General features: G+C 69.6%; 18 protein-coding genes. 13 read left to right on the top strand and 5 right to left on the bottom strand.

The window, feature by feature from the left end; all coding sequences use genetic code 11:
• Positions 1 to 69: 69 nt before the first annotated feature.
• The 3 genes from ABGB08_RS32730 to ligD (ABGB08_RS32720) are packed head-to-tail and all read right to left on the bottom strand — an operon-like array spanning position 70 to position 2,061.
• Complete coding sequence (locus ABGB08_RS32730; RefSeq protein ID WP_170322910.1) at positions 70 to 243, bottom strand: hypothetical protein; 174 nt, start codon at positions 241 to 243, stop codon at positions 70 to 72.
• A 34-nt stretch (positions 244 to 277) separates the two neighbouring features.
• The gene (ligD, locus tag ABGB08_RS32725) at positions 278 to 1,144 is read right to left on the bottom strand and encodes a non-homologous end-joining DNA ligase (RefSeq protein ID WP_347598152.1); all 867 of its coding nucleotides are present in this window, start codon (positions 1,142 to 1,144) and stop codon (positions 278 to 280) included.
• Positions 1,141 to 2,061 carry a non-homologous end-joining DNA ligase gene (gene ligD / locus ABGB08_RS32720; RefSeq protein WP_347598149.1) on the bottom strand — a complete coding sequence of 307 codons (921 nt, stop codon included), beginning with the start codon at positions 2,059 to 2,061 and terminating at the stop codon, positions 1,141 to 1,143. Before ligD (ABGB08_RS32720) ends, ligD (ABGB08_RS32725) begins: the two co-directional genes overlap by 4 nt.
• 104 nt (positions 2,062 to 2,165) lie before the next feature.
• Here ligD (ABGB08_RS32720) and ABGB08_RS32715 point away from each other — a divergent pair, with 104 nt between their 5' ends.
• Positions 2,166 to 3,029 carry a Ku protein gene (locus ABGB08_RS32715; protein ID WP_155359706.1) on the top strand — a complete coding sequence of 288 codons (864 nt, stop codon included), beginning with the start codon at positions 2,166 to 2,168 and terminating at the stop codon, positions 3,027 to 3,029.
• A 346-nt stretch (positions 3,030 to 3,375) separates the two neighbouring features.
• Complete coding sequence (locus tag ABGB08_RS32710; RefSeq protein WP_347598145.1) at positions 3,376 to 3,645, top strand: hypothetical protein; 270 nt, start codon at positions 3,376 to 3,378, stop codon at positions 3,643 to 3,645.
• A gap of 97 nt (positions 3,646 to 3,742) precedes the next feature.
• Here the strand turns inward: ABGB08_RS32710 and ABGB08_RS32705 are convergent, their stop codons facing one another.
• Positions 3,743 to 4,123: a hypothetical protein gene (locus ABGB08_RS32705; protein ID WP_347598142.1), complete on the bottom strand. Its 381-nt coding sequence runs from the start codon at positions 4,121 to 4,123 to the stop codon at positions 3,743 to 3,745.
• 147 nt (positions 4,124 to 4,270) lie between these two features.
• Between ABGB08_RS32705 and ABGB08_RS32700 the strand changes: the two genes are divergently transcribed.
• From ABGB08_RS32700 to ABGB08_RS32660, 9 genes are all read left to right on the top strand, one after another.
• Positions 4,271 to 5,173 carry an alpha/beta hydrolase gene (locus ABGB08_RS32700; RefSeq protein WP_347598139.1) on the top strand — a complete coding sequence of 301 codons (903 nt, stop codon included), beginning with the start codon at positions 4,271 to 4,273 and terminating at the stop codon, positions 5,171 to 5,173.
• Between the two features lie 196 nt (positions 5,174 to 5,369).
• Positions 5,370 to 6,551, top strand: coding sequence for an adenylyltransferase/sulfurtransferase MoeZ (gene moeZ, locus ABGB08_RS32695; RefSeq protein ID WP_347598136.1), 1,182 nt, complete (start codon positions 5,370 to 5,372; stop codon positions 6,549 to 6,551).
• Between the two features lie 243 nt (positions 6,552 to 6,794).
• A complete protein-coding gene (locus ABGB08_RS32690; protein ID WP_246269020.1) occupies positions 6,795 to 7,514 on the top strand; it encodes a hypothetical protein in 720 nt (239 codons plus the stop codon).
• Positions 7,508 to 8,740: a S8 family serine peptidase gene (locus tag ABGB08_RS32685; RefSeq protein WP_347598132.1), complete on the top strand. Its 1,233-nt coding sequence runs from the start codon at positions 7,508 to 7,510 to the stop codon at positions 8,738 to 8,740. Before ABGB08_RS32690 ends, ABGB08_RS32685 begins: the two co-directional genes overlap by 7 nt.
• A 52-nt stretch (positions 8,741 to 8,792) precedes the next feature.
• Positions 8,793 to 9,626, top strand: coding sequence for a hypothetical protein (locus ABGB08_RS32680; RefSeq protein ID WP_347598129.1), 834 nt, complete (start codon positions 8,793 to 8,795; stop codon positions 9,624 to 9,626).
• Positions 9,620 to 10,744 carry a S8 family serine peptidase gene (locus ABGB08_RS32675; RefSeq protein ID WP_347598126.1) on the top strand — a complete coding sequence of 375 codons (1,125 nt, stop codon included), beginning with the start codon at positions 9,620 to 9,622 and terminating at the stop codon, positions 10,742 to 10,744. The genes ABGB08_RS32680 and ABGB08_RS32675 overlap by 7 nt, the downstream gene beginning before the upstream one ends.
• A gap of 101 nt (positions 10,745 to 10,845) precedes the next feature.
• Positions 10,846 to 11,247: a hypothetical protein gene (locus ABGB08_RS32670; RefSeq protein ID WP_347598123.1), complete on the top strand. Its 402-nt coding sequence runs from the start codon at positions 10,846 to 10,848 to the stop codon at positions 11,245 to 11,247.
• Positions 11,244 to 11,549: an MGMT family protein gene (locus ABGB08_RS32665; RefSeq protein WP_347598120.1), complete on the top strand. Its 306-nt coding sequence runs from the start codon at positions 11,244 to 11,246 to the stop codon at positions 11,547 to 11,549. The genes ABGB08_RS32670 and ABGB08_RS32665 overlap by 4 nt, the downstream gene beginning before the upstream one ends.
• A 51-nt stretch (positions 11,550 to 11,600) precedes the next feature.
• The gene (locus ABGB08_RS32660; RefSeq protein ID WP_347598117.1) at positions 11,601 to 14,489 is read left to right on the top strand and encodes a CDP-glycerol glycerophosphotransferase family protein; all 2,889 of its coding nucleotides are present in this window, start codon (positions 11,601 to 11,603) and stop codon (positions 14,487 to 14,489) included.
• Positions 14,490 to 14,854: 365 nt separating this feature from the next.
• Here the strand turns inward: ABGB08_RS32660 and ABGB08_RS32655 are convergent, their stop codons facing one another.
• Entirely contained in the window at positions 14,855 to 15,883 is a 1,029-nt protein-coding gene (locus ABGB08_RS32655) for an aldo/keto reductase (protein WP_347598114.1), read from the bottom strand.
• Positions 15,884 to 15,994: 111 nt separating this feature from the next.
• Here ABGB08_RS32655 and ABGB08_RS32650 point away from each other — a divergent pair, with 111 nt between their 5' ends.
• Positions 15,995 to 16,585, top strand: a complete 591-nt coding sequence (locus ABGB08_RS32650; protein ID WP_347598111.1) for a helix-turn-helix domain-containing protein — start codon at positions 15,995 to 15,997, stop codon at positions 16,583 to 16,585.
• A 298-nt stretch (positions 16,586 to 16,883) separates the two neighbouring features.
• Positions 16,884 to 18,072 (top strand): UvrD-helicase domain-containing protein (locus ABGB08_RS32645; RefSeq protein ID WP_347598108.1); only part of this gene is annotated, 1,189 nt, incomplete at its 3' end.

Below are 18,072 nucleotides of genomic sequence, written 5' to 3'. Positions count from 1 at the left end.
CGGGTCCCGCGCCTGGCGGTCACGGGGACTCATCCTACGCGTGGGTAACTACGGTCAGCGGATAACTGGTCAGCGATAGTCGTCCTCGTCGTCCTGGCCGACCTCGCGGTCCTGCTCCGCGGCGTCCGCCGGGTCCGCCTCCAGGGGTATCTCCAACGGCCAGGGGCCCTCCTCCGGGCGCAGTGCGCGGTTCTGCTCGGCCAGGTCGGCTTCGGATGCGTCCAGCGAGTTCATCTCGGACACGGTGTCCTCCCGCGGTGGTTGCCTTGATTCCACCCTACGGGAACAGGTCCCCGACTTCGGCGACCCGCGCCAGCACGTCGGGTGCCGTGAACACCAGCTGATCTGGGCTTTCACACTCCGCTACCTCGTCCCAGGAGAGTGGGGTGGAAACCGTGGGCCGCGGGTTGGCGCGCAGCGAGTAGGCGGCCACGGTGGTCTTGGCTGGATTGTTCTGGCTCCAGTCGATGAAGACCTTGCCGGGCCGCAGCCGTTTGGTCATCACGCTGGTGACCAGGGCGTGCTCGGCGTCCAGGCGCTGGGCCAGCGCCTTGGCGTACGCGGTGGTGTCGCGCTCGCCGTCCGGCCAGGGCACGTGCAGTTGCATGCCCTTGTTGCCGCTGGTCTTGGGATAGCTGTCGTGGCCGTCGGCGGCCAGGGCGTCGCGCAGCAGCGCGGCCACCCGGCAGCACTCCACGATCGTGGCCGGGGGTCCCGGGTCCAGGTCGAAGACGAGGATGTCCGGGGGCAGCGCCTCGCCCTCGGCGGAGACCCGCCACATCGGGACGTGGATCTCCAGCGCGGCCAGGTTGGCGTAGTAAACCAGGGTGGGCAGGTCGTCGATGATCGCGAAATCGATGCTGGCCCGGTCCATCGTGCTGCCGGGCACGGGCAGGGTGACCCGGCGGACCCAGGACGGGGTGTGCCGGGGCGCGTTCTTCTCGAAGAAGAACTGCCCGCCCACGCCGTTCGGGTAGCGCTTGACCGTGAGCGGGCGGCCGCGCAGGTGCGGCAGCATCACCGGCGCGATCCGCGAGTAGTAGTCGATCACCTCGGCCTTGGTGAACGCGGCCTCCGGGTAGAGCACCTTGTCCAGGTTGGTCAGCACCAGCTGCCGGCCGTCCACGGCCACCGGAACCTTCACAGCCGCACCTCCGCGGGGATCTTGTCGGGGCGCAGGCCGCGCCAGGCCGGGTGGCGCAGGCGGCGTTCCTCGGTCCACATGGTGAAGGTCACTTCGCCGACGAGCTCGGGGCGCACCCAGTGCGCGTTCCTGGCGATCTCCCGGGGCAGCGGCTGGGAGTACGGGCTGCGCGGCACCTCCCGGGCCCGGAGCATACGGTAGAGCTCGTCCAGCGCGGCGTCGCTGAAGCCGGTGCCCACGTGGCCGACGAAGACGAACTCGGCGCCGCCTTCGGGAAGCTCGGCGTACATGCCGAGCAGCAGCGAGCCGACACCGCCCTCGCGGCGGCCCTTGCCGGGCCGCCAGCCGCCGACCACCACCTCGGTCTCCCGCAGGTTCTTCACCTTGATCCACCACGGCGTCCGCAGGCCAGGCCGGTACGGCGAGTCCAGCCGCTTGGCCACCACGCCCTCAAGCCCCTGCGCCCGGGTCGCCGCCACCACGTCAGGATCGCACGGGAAGGTGGGGGGCACGTCCAGGCCCGGCAGCTCTTCCAGTAGCTCCCGGCGGGCGGAGTACGGCAGCCGCATCAGGTTCTCGCCGTCCAGGTAGAGCAGATCGAACGGCATGTACCTGACCGGCACCAGGGTCAGCAGCCCGTGGGCGGCCGGATCGGTGATGTGCATGCGCCGCTGGAGCAGCTCGAAGCTGGGCCGCCCGTCGGCGTCCAGGGCGACCACCTCGCCGTCCAGGATCACCTCATGCCCCGGCACCCGTAATGCCGAAATTTCGGGATAACGGGAGGTGAAGTCGGTGCCCTTGCGGCCGGTGACCCGGATCGTTTGATCGATGTACACGATCGCGCGGATGCCGTCCCACTTGACCTCCAGGGCATAGTGGGACGCGTCCGCCGGCAGGGTCCCCGGGACGGCGAGCATTGGTTCGACCGGATATGGCATTGCCACACTGGGTATCTGCCCAATAGGTAAGTCCCTTGAATCCCGATATAGCGGTATTCGAACAAAGAGACGAGTATGTGGCTATGCGTAGCATCTGGAAGGGCGCCATCTCTTTTGGCCTGGTGACGATCCCGGTGAAGCTCTATTCGGCGACCGAGCAGAAGGACGTGACCTTCCACCAGGTGCACCGCGCCGACGGCGGCCGCATCAAGTACAAGCGGGTCTGCCAGGCCGACGGCGAGGAGGTGCCCTACGCCGACATCGCCAAGGGGTATGAGCTGGCCACCGGCGAGATCGTGGTGCTCACCGATGACGACTTCGCGGGGTTGCCGCTGAGCACGTCCCGCCGGATCGACGTGCTGCAGTTCACCCCGGCCGAGCAGATCGACCCGATCTATTTCGCCAAGACCTACTATCTGGAGCCCGACGCCCAGGGCGCCAAGCCGTACGTGCTGTTGCGGGACGCGCTGGAGCGGTCGGGCCAGGTGGCGATCGTCAAGGTGGCGCTGCGGCAGCGGGAGTCGCTGGCCACGCTCCGGGTCCGGGACGGGATCTTCGTGCTGGAGACCATGCTCTGGCCGGACGAGGTCCGGGTCGCCGACTTCCCCTTCCTGGAGGAGGACGTCGAGGTGCGCCCGCAGGAGCTCAAGATGGCCGAGTCGCTGATCGAGACGATGGTCGCCGACTTCGATCCGGCCGAGTACAAGGACGCCTACCGGGAGGCGCTGCAGGAGGTCATCGAGGCCAAGGTGGCCGGGCGTGAGGTCGTCGCCCCGGAGGCTCCGGCCGAGGCGGGCCCGGCCGTGGATCTGATGGCGGCGCTGCGGGCCAGCGTGGACGCGGCGAAGAAGGAGCGCGAAGCCGCCAAGAAACCCGCCGCCAAGGCCGCCAAGCCGGCGGAGGAGAAGCCCGCGGCTCCCAAACGCCGGGCCAAGAAGTCCGCTTAATCAGAAACCCGTCCAAGCCAGCCGCAGACCAGGCGATTCACCGTGTCTATGGCCGCGCCTCCGGCGCGGCGGGCTTGGCCGCCTTCAGCCTGTGTCTTCCCTCGTCACTCCGGCCGCTTCGCGACCTGCGTTCCTCAGTCCAGACACAGGCGCGGCCAAACCGCACGGCTGTCCAGATCACGACTTTCTCATTAATAGCGTGCCGTGATGAAGGATCATCACGGCACGCTGTCCACGTCAGGTGCTTTGGCAGGTCACCTGTTCGCAGGTCTTCTGGCGGTTACCAGCGGCCGCAGCCGCCCCTCCAGCGGGCTCCGCAGCCGCGGTTGCAGCCCCAGTTCCGGTGGTGGAAACGGTGGTGGTGGCAGCCGTGGTGGTGGTGATGGTGCCGGACGTGCCCGAAGTGGTGGTGCCGGTGGTGGAAGTGGCCGAAGCCGTGGTGGCGGTGGTGCCCGAAGCCGTGGTGGAAGTTGTTGTTGAAGTTGTTGAAATTGTTGAAGTGACCGAAGCCGAAGCCCTCGTTGCCGAAGCCCCCCTCGTCGAAGCTGTCGAAGCCACCCCCGTCGAAGCTAGCCGCGTGGGCCTGGGCGGGCGCTGCGATGGCGACTGTCGCTAGGGCGAGCCCACCCCCGCTGAGAGCGGCGGCGATCAGGGTGCTGGCGATCCTTTTGTAACGCATTAACTACTCCTTGTGTTGATTCGAACGCTTAGGGTTACCACCAGCCGCCGCCACCGCAGCCGCCGCGGTGTCCGCCGCAGCCGCCGTGGTGGTGGTGATGGCCGTGATGGTGGTGGTGATGCCTGATGTGGCCGAAGTGGTGATGGCGATGGTGGAAGTGCCCATGGCCGTGGTGCCGGTGGTGGAAGTGCCCGAAGTTAAAGTTGTTACTGAAGTTGTTGAAGCGGTTGAAATTATTGAAGTTGTTGAAGTGGCCGAAGCCCTCGTTGGTGCCGAAGCTGTCGCCGAAGTCCCCCGAATCCGAGCTGGCCGCGTGTGCTTGAGCGGGCGCCGCGGTGGCGGCGGTCGCGAGGGCGAGCCCACCGGTGGCGATGGTCGCCGCGATCAGCGCGCCGGCGATGGTGTTGAACCGCATCGTTACTCCTTGTGTTCGGCTGGTGCCTAATCGTGTTATGTCCTCACTCTCCGTGCCAAAACGGGCAGATAGGCACCTTTGCGTTCACTTAGAGTAGTTGTGGCATATGCTGGGACAGACGGTGCGTAAACGGCAGGAGGATGTGCGATGGAGCAGGGGTTTCCGGAGCCTGTCCCCGCCTGGGCGGCGGAGCTGATCGACCTGGGCGACCTTGAGCTGAATGTCCGGACCGGGCCCCCTGGCCCGGACGAGCGGGCGGTCTACGTCCACGGCCTGGCCGGCTCCGCCACCAACTGGACCGATCTGATGGCGCTGCTCGCCGAGGACGTGGCGGGGCACGCGGTCGACCTCCCCGGCGCCGGCTACTCGCCCGCCCCCGCCGACGGCGACTACTCGATCGACGCCCACGCCCGCGCCGTCACCCGCCTGATCGAGCACCTCGGCGCGCCGGTGCACCTGTTCGGCAACTCCCTCGGCGGCGCCGTCTCGGTCCGGCTGGCCGCCTCCCGGCCGGACCTGGTGCGCTCCCTGACGCTGGTCTCCCCGGCCCTCCCCGACCTGCTGCCCCGGGTCGGCCCGGCCCGGGTGGCCATGTCCGTCACCCCGGTGCTGGCCGAGTGGGCGGTCAAGCGGCTCACCGCCGTGCCCGCCGAGCGCCGCATCCAGGCCACCCTGGAGATGTGCTACGCCGACCTGGCCCGGGTCCATCCGGTACGGCTCCGCGAGGCGGTCGAGGAGCTGCGCCGCCGGGACGGCCTGCCGTACGCGGCGGGGGCCCTGATCTCCTCGGCGCGCGGGATCGTCCGGGAGTACTTCAAGAACGACCTCTGGCGGGAGGCCGCCAAGATCACCGTGCCGACGCTTGTAGTACACGGCGGCCGGGATCGGCTGGTGGACGCGCGGATGGCGATGCGGGCCGGGCGCACCTTCCCGAACGTGCGGATCGTCACCTTGCCCAAGGCCGGCCACGTGGCCCAGATGGAGTTCCCCGAGGTCGTCGCCAGGGAGGCCAGGCGCCTGATCGCGGAGAGCCGTGCGGGCGTCCGGTAAGCGGTTGTTAACTAGAAAGTCGTGATCTGGACAGCCGCGGCGGTGAGTCGCTTGGTCGGCGGCTATGCGGCTGGCTACGGACGGGTTTCTGGTTAATACGGATTGGGGAATGCGGGGACACCCGAGCTAGGTTGAGATGTGCACGCGGGCGCGAGAGTCCGCGTGAGCCGTACCCAAAGTGCCGTGGGAGAGAACTGTGTCGTTGCCACCGCTGGTCGAGCCGGCTGCCGAGCTCACCGTCGACGAGGTGCGTCGTTACTCGCGCCACCTGATCATCCCGGACATCGGGATGGCCGGGCAGAAGCGGCTGAAGAACGCCAAGGTCCTCTGTGTCGGCGCGGGTGGGCTGGGATCCCCGGCGCTCATGTACCTGGCCGCGGCCGGGGTGGGCACGCTCGGCATCGTCGACTTCGACATCGTGGACGAGTCCAACCTGCAGCGGCAGATCATCCACGGCCAGTCCGACGTGGGCCGGCTGAAGGCCGAATCCGCCGCCGCCTCGGTTCGCGAGATCAACCCGCTGGTCAACGTGGTCATCCACAACGTCGCGCTGACCAACGACAACGTCATGGACATCTTCGCCGGCTACGACCTGATCGTGGACGGCACCGACAACTTCGCCACCCGCTACATGGTCAACGACGCGGCTGTGCTGCTCGGCAAGCCGTATGTGTGGGGGTCCATCTACCGCTTCGACGGCCAGGCCAGCGTCTTCTGGGCCGAGCACGGCCCCTGCTACCGGTGCCTCTACCCGGAGCCCCCGCCCCCCGGCATGGTCCCCTCCTGCGCCGAGGGCGGCGTGCTCGGCGTGCTCTGCGCCTCGATCGGCTCGATCCAGGTCAACGAGGCCATCAAGATCCTCACCGGCGTCGGCGACCCGCTGGTCGGGCGTCTGATGATCTACGACGCGCTGGAGATGAAGTATCGCGACGTCCGGGTCCGCAAGGACCCCGAGTGCGTGCTGTGCGGCAAGAACCCCACGGTCACCCAGCTGCTGGAGGACTACGAGGCGTTCTGCGGCACGATCTCCGATGAGGCCGCGCAGGCCGCGCAGGGCGCCACCATCACCGCCGCCGAGCTCAAGCAGATGCAGGACCAGGGCGAGAACATCTACCTGATCGACGTCCGCGAGCAGAACGAGTTCGAGATCGTGCGCATCCCCGGCTCGGTGCTCATCCCCAAGGGCGAGTTCCTCAGCGGGGCCGCGCTGGCGAACCTGCCGCAGGACAAGCGCATCGTGCTGCACTGCAAGTCGGGCGCCCGCTCGGCCGAGGTGCTCGCGGTGCTGAAGAGCGCCGGATTCGCCGACGCCGTGCACGTCGGCGGCGGCGTGCTCAGCTGGGTCAAGACCGTCGACCCCTCGCTCCCCGCTTACTGATTAGAAGTAATTTCAGGAAAATGCGAGCGAGTGTAGGCGAACACATGTTTTGATGAGATCAACGTCGCCCAGAGTTGCGGGGAGACGCAAAACGCCCGTGGAGCCGGTGTAAGACCCACGAAGGTGGGCGGTCGGTGTTGAAGCGGGAACCCCAGGAACGGGGAATGTCGGGCCGTAAGGCTACGGCTGCCTGATACGTGGTCGTATTTGGTCACATTTCAGGTAACGGTTAAGGTCGGGGCCGTGAGGGAGAGACGCAGTTGGCCGACGATGCTGGTGGCGTCCGCTCTCACCGTGAGCTGCGCGATCGTCGCCGGGGTCGGGGCCAGCGCCGCGCTGGCTGAGCTGACCAGGCAGCCCAGCCAGCAGGAACTCCGCCAGGCGGCGGCGACCGAGATCGCCCGCCGCTGGCGGGTCTGGCCGGCCGGGCGGATCTTCCCCGCCACCGTCGCCTACACCGGCGAGCAGGGCGGCGCGGAGCGGGCCCGCAGGGTCGGCATCTCGGCCAGGACCGACTGCGTGGCCGCCGTGGACGCCGCGCTCCGCGAGACCATGAAGGCCGCCCGCTGCCAGGGCGTGCTGCGCGCCACCTACCTGGACGCGCTGCAGGGCATCGTGGTCACCGTCGGCGTCGCCGCCTTCCCCGACCCCGGCGCGGCCGACAGCGCCGCCGCGGCCCTGCCGCAGGGCGGCAAACCCGCGCCAGGACTGCGGGCCCTCTCCTTCCCGCGCACGGTAGCCGACCGCTTCACGGCCGCGGGCCGCCAGGTCGCCACGGTACGGCGAGCGGGGCCGTACCTGGTCATGACGACCGCGGGCCAGACCGACGGTCGACCGGCCCGCGCGCTCGGGCGGCAGCGGCCCACCATGTTCACCTTCACCGGCGACCTGGCCGACCGGATCGCCAAGGAACTGCTCAACCCCGTGCTGCCCAACTGTGCGGCGAAGGAGTTCCAGTGCTGAGACGGGCCCTACTTGCCTTACTTGCCTTACTCCTGTTGCTGCCGTGCTTCCTGGCCGGTCCGGCAGCCGCCGATGACGTGCGCGGCAGCCAGCAGGCCGTGCTGCGGACGCTGGGTCTGGCGCAGGCCTGGCAGGTCACCAAGGGGCGGGGCGTGCTGGTCGCCGTGCTCGACTCGGGGGTGGATCCGAACCACCGGGACCTGGTCGGGTCCGTACGGATCGGAAGGGATTTCACCGAAGGCGCGAACCCGGGCGGCGCCCCGCCGGTGCGGTTGCACGGGACGTACATGGCCTCCCTGATCGCCGGTCACGGGCACGGCTCGGGACGCGGCGACGGCGTGATCGGCGTCGCGCCCGAGGCGCGGGTGTTGTCGGTGCGGGTGATCCTGGAGGACGAGGAGCCGGGGTTCCGCACGTTCAACGCCGAGGCCCGCTACGAGGGCGTGGTCGCCAAGGGCATCAGGCACGCGGTGGACAGCGGCGCGGACGTGATCAACCTGTCCATCTCCAAGGACCTGGCCACCGAGGCCGAGCGCGCCGCCATCCGCTACGCGATCTCCAAGGGCGTGGTGCTGGTCGCGGCGGCGGGCAACGACGGCGCGGGCCGCCGGACGGCGCCCTACTCCTACCCCGCCTCGATCCCGGGCGTGATCTCGGTGGCCGCGGTGACCAGCACGATGACCCGGGCCTCCTTCTCCAACCGCAACTCCTCGGTCATGCTGTCGGCGCCCGGCGTGGACATCCTGGGCGCGGGACCCGACAACGAATACTGGGTGGGCCGGGGCACCTCCCAGGCGACCGCCCTCGTCTCCGGCGTCGCCGCCCTCATTAAGGCGAAATATCCGAAAATGTCGCCCGCGTTGGTGGCGCAGGCGCTCGCCTCCTCCGCCGTGGCCCCGCGCGGCGCCCGGTACAACACCGGCACCGGCTTCGGCGTCGTCAACGCCACCCGCGCGCTCAAGATGGCCGCCGTGCTGTCCCGGCACCGGGTCACCGCCTCCGGGCCCGGCGTGCAGCGCCCGGACCGCCCGATCGCCACCGCCGCGCCCGGCCCGGTCGTGATCGTCAATCGCAACCAGCAGGCCATCACCGTCTTCGCCGGGGTCGGCCTGGCGGGGCTGCTCGGCGCGGCGGGTGGCCTGATGGTGGTGGTCTTCCTGGTCAGAAGGGCCAGGCGCAACGCCGGTGTGGTCGCCGTAAGGCGTGAAACGTATGCCACCCGCTGAGATACCTCTACCGAATCGTTGGCATACGGACGCTTCGACGTAACATCAGAGTATGTCGCCACAGCAGCCACGGGCCGGCCGTACCCGGGTGCGCCCGTGGCCTGCCTCGCGGGGACGTGCCGCCGCCGCGCAGGCCGCCAGGGAGCGCGCCGAGTTAGAGCGCGGCGTGCGTCTGCGCTCCATCTTCCTGGCCATCATGGCCGCGGTGCTCGGGGCCGCGGCCATCATCGTGCTGCTCGGCACCGCCGCCCTGCTACAGGAGACCAGGTCCCGCCCGCTCACCGGCGCGGAGCGCGCGGAATACGTGAAACAGGACGTCGCCCGCCGCTGGTACGACTGGCCCGCCACCGTGGTCTTCCCGGAGGAACTCGAGTACATGGGCCTGGCCCGCACCCAGCAGTTCGCCCGCAGGATCGGCGTCGCGCCGGAGATCCCGTGCTGGGCGGGGGTGGACGCGCCGGTCGCCTCGGTGCTCAACGAGAGCGGCTGCCGGGTCCTGCTCCGTTCCACCTACGTGGACCAGTCGGCCACGTTCGCGATCACGATCGGCGTGGCCGTGCTCAAGGACGAGGACGCCCGGATCAGCGCCGCCGCCAAACTCCCGGTGGACGACCGGGTCGGGGTGCGCCCGGTGGCCTTCCCCGGCACGGTCACCGACCTGTTCGGCGCCGCCCAGCGGCAGCGCTCCGCCTGGGTCGGCGTCGGTCCCTACATTGTCTTCGTCACCACGGGGTATACCGACGGCAGGACCCGCGACGCGATCCCGCCGGAGGAGGCCTTGAACAGCGAGATGTGGCCCACCGCGCAGGCCATCGGCGGCCGGGTGGCGCGTTCCCTGGGCGAGGAGCCCGACGTGCCGCGCTGCACCCAGGGGAACGTGTGCTGAGAGTCGCCGCCTCGCTGGCGGCCACCGTCCTGGCCCTGGTGGCCGCGCCCGCGCCGACTCCGTTGGACCGGTTGAACGTCGAGGCGGCCTGGAAGCAGACCAAGGGGTCCAGCGTCACGGTGGCCGTGCTGCACCAAAGGGTCGACGCCGACGCGCCGGAACTTCGCGGGCGGGTGGTGCAGGCGCCGGATATGACGGGCACGTACTACTCCGGTCCTGACACCCGCTCCGGGCCGTACGGCACCGCACTGGCCACCCTCATCGCCGGGGACGGCAGCGGCGGCGGCGTGCTCGGGGTGGCTCCGGAAGCCCGCATCCTGTCGGTTCCCGTGTTCGCTCCGCCGCTGGACGACGAGCTCATCGACCCCCAGGCCGGTAGCGGCGGCCTGGTCGACAGCCCGATCGCCCGCGGCATCCGCTACGCGGCCAACCACGGCGCGCAGGTGATCCTGGTGCCGGTCGGCACGTTCGGCGTGGCCAGGATCGACCGCGACGCGGTGTCGTACGCGCTGTCCCGGGGCGTCTCGGTCGTCTCCGGGGTGGGGGACTACGGGCAGTCGCCGTACGCGCGCGAGATGAGCTCCTCCTACTGGCAGTTCCCGGCCGGATACCCCGGCGTGATCGGCGTGGCCGCGGTGGACGACAAGAACGCGGGCGCGCCGTTCAGCAGCGACAACCTCTCCGTCCTGGTCGGGGCGCCCGGCGTGGAGATTCCGGTGGCCGGGGGCAGGAAGCTGACCAGCACCGGCTCGGCCAGCGCCCTGGTGGCCGGCGTGGTCGCCCTGATCAAGGCCAAATACCCCGACCTCCCCCCTGACCTGGTCAGCCGCGCCCTCACCTCGGCCACCCGCACGCGCCCCCCGGCCGGCTACGACGACAAGATCGGCTTCGGCGTGGTGAACGCCGAGGCCGCCCTGACCCAGGCCGGCGAGCTGGCGAACTACCGGCGCGCCGTGGAGGTCTCCGGCGACCTCCACTTCGGCGGCGGCCCACTCTCCGAAGGACCCACGCGCCCGGGCCCGGATCCCGTTAGGCTCTGGGTGTACGGCATCGGAGTGATGCTGGGCCTGGGCGCCTTCGGCGTCTCGGTAATACTGCTGGCGCGCCGTGGCAGCTGATCACATAACGGTGGCGATTCGAGTGCTTTTAGGCTGCGGGCTGTCGCAAGTTAGGCCATCTGGTCACAAGGCGGGGCAAAGTTTCGCTAAGGTCGCGCGTCATGGGTTACGAGTTGCGCGTGGAGCGGGAGATACCGCTCGGCTACACCGAACTCGCGAGATCGCTGTCGGCCGAGACGTCGCCTGAGGCGGCCGAGGCCGGGTTCGAACTGCGCGGGTTGCGGGAGGCCGGCGAGGTGGTCGTGCGCTTCGGCGACGCGACACACACCATCGCCACTTGGTCCACCTCCGCCTGCCGTTTGGTCGGCGAGCCCGCGTCGGACTGGCAGTTGGCCCAGCTGGCCGTTCTGTCGGAACTGGTCGGCGGCCGCCTGGCTGGCGAAGATGGGGAAATCTACTCCATCAGGGATGGCATTCTGGAACAGACCGGCAGTGCCTCGGTGCTCGAGTTCGGCAAGCTGGAGGAGATCCTGGCGGCCGGGCCGAGCAGCTGGAGCGAATGACGTCGGATCTGACCCCCTACGCGGAGCGGGTGCTTGACCTGGTCGAGCGCATCCCGCCGGGCCGGGTCATGTCCTACGGCGACGTGGCCGAGTTTCTCGGTGAGGGTGGGCCGCGGCAGGTCGGCAGAGTGCTGTCGGTCTGGGGTGGCGGTGTTCCGTGGTGGCGCGTCATCCGAACAGATGGAACTCCACCGCCGGGGCATGAAACCGAATGTCTTCGCAGGTGGCGCGAGGAGGGAACACCGGTCAACGGGGCCCGGGCCCAGATGCGTACCGCACGATGGGACGGAACTCCTCTGTGACCGGCATTACTATTTCCAGAAACCCGGTCATCTGAAGGGTGGTGCCCCCTTATGACACCCGCACGCCAGGGCGATGTCGCCGCTGAACGACTGCGGGCTGTCCAGGAGCTCTATGACCGGGGCGAGAACATCGACGCTCTGGTCCAGCTCGTCCGCGCGGAAGGCCTCGACAAGGCCGCGCGCCGGACTCTGGACGGCGAGGTCCTGGCCGGACCCCTGGGCTTGCGGCTGGACGCCGCGGCCAAGCGGGGAGCGGCCCGCCGAGCTCAAGCGATCGCGGTCCTCCGCCCCTACCTGGAGAGCGTAGACCCCAAGGTCAAGAAGGCCCTTCCGGTCGGTCGCCGGGTGGCGTACCACTTGATCGAAACCGTCGACCCGGCTCAGCTGGCCGAGAGCGACGCGCTGGCCAAGCTGGCCGCCGCGGCGGCCGAGCCGTCCCGGCGGGTCCGCCACGGGCTGCGGTGGTATGCCGACCTGCCGGTCGAGGTGGACCGCGAGCTGCTGCGCCTGCGCTCCGCCGACATGGTGCCGGTCACCCAGATCGATGACATCACCTGGCACGGCAAGCGCCTCCAGATCAGCGGCCACGCCTACCTGGCCGGTCTGTCGGTCCGCAGCGGCCGGTTCAACCGGGCCACCGTGGTGCTGCGCGGGCCGCGCTGGCTACCGCCGGTGACCCTCAAGACCAAGCGAACCTTCCGCCCGGAGGCCACCCACGCGGCGCGCGAGCCCGGCTGCAACTACGACTGGGCCGGTTTCACCGCCGAGCTGAACCCGTTCGCGCTGCGCTGGCGGGCCGCGCTGCGCGCGGTGGTCCGCGGCGGCAAGCGGGTGCTGCGCCGCCGCCACACCGTCCGCGACACCACCACGTGGCGGGCCGAGATCGTGATCTGGAGCCGCGCCGCCCGCTCCACCGGCGTGCTGCGCGGCCCGGCCATCGGCAGGACCGAGCGCCCCGCCGGGCTCAAGGTCCGTGAGCGCTGGTGGGTCCGCCCGGTCTGGACCTCCGACAAGGCGCTGCAGGTCGTGCTCCATCCGACCAGGGCCGAACTCACCGGCGTCGCGCTGGAGGGCGACACCATCGAGCTGACCGGCTTCCTGCCGGGCCGCCCGGTCAACAAGGGCAAGGCCAGGGTGGGCGGCCACCGGATGGCCGCCGACTTCACCCCCGTCGAGGGCGGCAGCCGCTTCTCGCTGTCGCTGGCCGTGCAGACGCTGCTGACCGCCGACGCGCGCCGCCTCTGGGTGGAGCCGAAGGGCGACCCGGCCGCCTCGGTCATGCTGGAGGGCACGCCGGAGACCCGGCTGCTGGTCGGCGACCGCGAGATCACCGTCCAGGGCGACCGGCGGGACCGGGTGGTCGTCTCCGGCCACAAGATCCAGCCGATCATCACCACGATGGCCTGGCAGGACGGCGCGCTGGTGCTCGCCGGCGACTACCCCGACCCCGAGGAAGGCCCCCGCGACCTGGTGCTCCGCCACCGCGGCGGCCTCACCTTCCGGGTCCCGCTGACCCGCTCGGGCACCTCCTTCGAGGTACGGCTCGCGCCCGGCGCGATGCCCCGCTTCGGGGGTTCTGTCCCGCTGTCTGAGGGCACCTGGAACCTGTCTGTGGCCCCGCCCGGCAAGTACGGCCCCTCCATGGTCCCCGTCCGGGTGCACCACGCCTCGCTGGCCGCTCTGGACGAGGACTCGCGCACCATCGACGGGCGCGTCTACCGCTTCGTGGCCACCCGCTTCGACGTGCCGGTGCTGGTCGCCGCCGAGGAGCGGCCCGGCGACGAGCGCAGCGCGGCCGGGCTCTGGGCGCTCAGCCGCAACCTCTACCCCGCGCACCGGGCCAAGCCGATCCGCGAGGCGACCGTCTACACCTCGTTCGACGGGCGGGCCTACTCCGACAACCCGCGGGCGATCTACGAGGAGCGGCTGCGGCGCGGCGACGACAGCGAGCACATCTGGGTGGTGCGGGACGGCGCGTTCGTCCCGCCGGGCTCGCGCGAACTCGGCCTGGGCGAGGGCATCGAGCCCACCGTGGTCCGCGAGGGCAGCGGCGAGCACTACGAGGCGCTGGCCCGCTCCCGCTACATCGTCGGCAACCAGTTCCTGCCCGCCTGGTTCCGCACCCGGGAGGAGCAGGTCTGCCTGCAGACCTGGCACGGCACCCCCGTCAAGCACGTCGGCCGCGACCTGGCCCACATGCGCCGCGAGCCGCGCCCGCCGGTCTGGCACCGCCAGGCCACCGAGGTCCGCGGCTGGGATCTGCTGCTCTCGCAGAGCCCGTGGGCGTCCTCGATCCTGCGCAAGGCCTTCGGCTACGAGGGCGAGATCCTGGAATCCGGCTACCCGCGCAACGACAGCCTGTTCAACGTCGGCGACACCGCCGCCGAGATCCGCCACCGCATCGGCATCCCCGAGGGCAAGCGCGTCGTGCTGTACGCGCCGACGTTCCGGGACTACGACCGCAGGAACGCGGCCGTCAAGCTGGACCTCGCCGACGCCAAGCGGGCGCTGGGCGACGACCACGTGGCGCTGGTCCGGGGTCACCTGATGCAGGCGTTCCCCCACGTGCACTCGCACGACGGCTTCGCCATCGACGTCACGACTTATCCGGATATGGCGGATTTGATGGCCATCGCGGATGTGCTGGTCACCGACTACTCCTCGGCCCTGTTCGACTTCGTCGCCACCGGCCGCCCGGTCGTCCTGTTCACCCCCGACCTGGACAAGTACCGCTCCACCCGCGGCCTCTACCTGGACCTGGAAGCCAACCGCCCCGGCCCCCGCCTGGCCAGCTCCGCCGAGGTGGTCGAGGTCCTCCGCACCATCGACACGGTCTCCCTCCGCCTCGCGGATCGGTATGCGGCGTTCGCCCGCACGTACGCCCCCCACGACTCCGGCAAATCCGCCGCCGCCGTGGTCGACCACGTCTTCAACACCTGACCACCAGAGCTTCCCGTCCGCCGCGTGACCCTCGGGCCACGCGGCGGATTGCTTGCTGGCACCCTGACGGCTCCGACGTCTGTTGATGGCGTCGTCGGCTTGGGTCGGCTTCGACGTCCGCTGACGGCATCCTCGACTTGGATCGGCTTCGAGGGGTCGCCGATAGCTTCGATGGCTATGGCTGCTTCGACGGGTTTCGGGTTACGACGGTCGGCGCGACCACGGCGCTGGCGGGGTCGGGCGGAGCCCGAGGGAATCACAAGGGTTGGGCGGGTGGGAGAACCACACTGATCAACCTGCCGCTTCGGGCGGAGTCGGGCGAGCCCGAGGGAGTCACCAGGGTTGCCGTTGGTGAGGAGATGCGGTCAGGCGGCGGTACGTTCACTGACGGGTCGGCGGCGGAGGTTTGAACTCTTGATGGCCGGGGGCAAGTAGGCCTGGTCGAGCGTGCCGATATCAGTGCCGGGCGGGACGATCTCGTCGATCCGGTCGAGGATCTCGTCGGTGAGCATGACGTCGAAGCCAGCGAGCAGGTCGTCGAGGTGCTCCATCGTGCGCGGCCCGATGAGCGCGCTGGTCACACCAGGATGAGCGATCGCGAACGCCATCGCGAGGTGTGTCATCGGCAGGCCCGCCTCTTCGGCGAGCAGGCTGAGCTGTTCGACGGCAGCAAGCCGGCGCTCGTCACTGAAAACCTTGAAGAAGGCAGCGCGGACGAGGTCGGTCTGCTGACCCTTGCGGACGCGTCCGGTGAGCATTCCCTGCCCGAGCGGCCCCCACACCAGCGTGCCCATCCCGTAGCGTTGCGCAATCGGCAGCACTTCGGTTTCGATCCCGCGATTGAGGATCGAGTAGGGCGGTTGCTCGGTATGGAACCGTTCCAGGCCGCGCCGCTCGGCCACCCACTGGGCCTCGAGGATGTCGGAGGCGGGCATCGTGGACGACCCGATCGCACGGACTTTACCGCTGCGGATCAGATCCGAGAGCGCGGACAGCGTCTCCTCGATATCGGTGTCGGGATCCGGCCGATGGATCTGGTAGAGGTCGATGTGGTCGGTCTGCAGGCGACGCAACGAGTTCTCGACCTCGGCCATGATCCAGCGCCGCGAGGCGCCCTGCTGATTGGGATCATCACTCATCGGGAGACTCACCTTGGTCGCGAGGACGACGCTGTCACGCCGCCCTTTGAGCGCCTTGCCGACAACCTCTTCGGACGCGCCCCGGGAGTACGCGTCGGCGGTGTCGATGAGGTTGATCCCCGCGTCCAGCGCTTTGTGGATGATGCGGATCGAGTCGTCGTGGTGGGGGTTGCCGATGGACGCGCCGAGCATCAAGGCACCGAGCCCGTAGGGGCTGACCTTGATGCCGGTCCGGCCCAGCGTGCGGTACAGCATGGTTCTCCTCCTGCGTGGACTGCTGGTCGCGCTCCCGCTAAACTAAAAGCGGAACGCCGTTCAGTGCTCACAATATGGAACACCGTTCCGCATTGCAAGGGGTTCCCAGCCATGATTGATCGCACCACCGAAGCACCGGCCCCCCGCCGCGTACGGCCCGACGTTCAGCGCAGCCTGGACGCCCTGCTGACCGCGGCCGCCGAGGTCTTCGCCTCCGACGGGGTGGACGCCCCCGTGCGACGGATCACGGCCAGGGCTGGCGTGGGGGCGGGCACCCTCTACCGCCACTTCCCGCAGCGCTCCGACCTCATCACCGCCGTCTTCCGCCACGAGGTCGACGCATGCGCCGAGGCCGCCCCCGCCCTGGCGGACCAGTACGAGCCGGTCGAGGCCCTCACCCGCTGGCTGCGGCACCTGGCACGGTTCGTCGCCGCCAAACGCGGGCTCAAATCCGCCCTGCACTCCGGCGATCCCGCCTACCAAAGCCTGCCCGCGTACTTCATGGAGCGCTTCGTCCCCGCAATGACGCAGCTTCTGGACGCCGCCGCAGCAGCCGGGGACATCCGCTCCGACGTGATCCCTTACGACCTGCTGCGCGCCATCAGCGGCATCGTCGAACCGGACGACGACGCCTACACCCAGCGCATGATCGCCCTGCTCGTCGACGGCCTCCGCTACGGCACCCACACCGCCTCTGCCTGAGTGACAACCCCGTACTCCCCAACACTCACTCAGCTGAGACCCGGATGACCGCAAGCCACACTTGAGTCTTTGTCAGCAGGCTCTAAGCTCCTGGCGCTGGTGCGGTGAGGGCCACCACCCGCGTGAACAGCGCCGGATAGCGGTGAGTGCCCCACCGACGGTGGGTCTGGTGTTGATTGTGGCGGGATAGACCGAAACGGCCTGGGGCCGTGTCGTTGTCGGGTCCGTGGGGGTGGCGGGGTTAGCGTGCCGTCAAGGGTGCACGATCTGTCCCCGCGATCTGGTGGAATGAAGCGCTATGAGTTACCGGCTGGTGCGGCGTGGGGGCGTGGGGCGGGGGATCGCTCCCGTGCTCGACGAGCATCAGCGTGCCGTCGTGGACCATCGGGGCGGGCCGCTGCTTGTGCTGGCCGGGCCCGGCACCGGCAAGACGACCACCCTAGTGGAGAGCGTCGTTGAACGGATCGAAAGACGCGGAATCGACCCCGAACGCGTCCTGGTCCTCACCTTCAGCCGCAAAGCCGCCGGTGAACTGCGCGAACGTATCACCGCCCGGCTCCGCAGAACCACCAGAACCCCGCTGGCCCTCACCTTCCACAGCTACGCCTACGCCCTGCTCCGCCGCGAAGCCCTGCTCGCCGACGAGCCCCCGCCCCGCCTGCTCACCGGCCCGGAACAACTTCTCGAAGTCCGCCGCCTCCTGCACGGCGAACTCGAAGACGGCGCCAGGCTCTGGCCGGAACGTATGCGCGAAGGCCTCAAAACCCGGGGTTTCGCCGAAGAACTCCGCGACTTCCTCTCCCGCGCAGCCGAACGCGGCCTGGACGGCGACGCTCTCATCCACCTCGGCAGAACCCACGGCCGCGCCGACTGGGAAGCTGCCGGCCACTTCTCCCACCGCTACGAGGACCGCTTCGACCTCGACCCCACCCCCAGCCTCGACTACGCCGAACTCATCCGCGAAGCCGCCGGCCTCCTCAGCCACGGCGAACCCCGCGCCCGCGAACGCGCCGCCTACGACTGGATCTTCGTCGACGAGTACCAGGACACCGACCCCGCCCAGGAGTCCCTCCTCCGCCAACTCGCCGGCCAGGGCCGCAACCTGGTAGCCGTCGGCGACCCCGACCAATCCATCTACGGCTTCCGCGGCGCCGACGTCCAGGGCATCCTCAAATTCCCCGACCGCTTCCGCACCATAACCGGCCAAGAGGCCCCCGTAATCGCCCTCCACCTCTCCCGCCGAAGCGGCTCTGACCTCTTGACGGCCTCCCGCCGAATCGCCTCCCGCCTCCCCTCAGCCCCCATGCCCACCAACGAACGAGACCTCTACATCCAGCCCACCCTTTGGGACACTCCAACCGAACCGGGGGTTCTCCCCACCCACCCTCCCTTTTTCGACGCTGCCGCTGGGGGCGTTTGCCTCTCTCGTGGCCACGGCGGTGACGGGGGGCGGGCGGAGCCCGAGGAGAAACAAAGGATGGGCGGGT

The organism is Acrocarpospora sp. B8E8 (assembly GCF_039871605.1).
Lineage (GTDB): Bacteria > Actinomycetota > Actinomycetes > Streptosporangiales > Streptosporangiaceae > Acrocarpospora > Acrocarpospora macrocephala.
The sequence above is the reverse complement of the archived record's forward strand: the minus strand, read 5'-3'. Positions and strand labels throughout refer to the sequence as shown.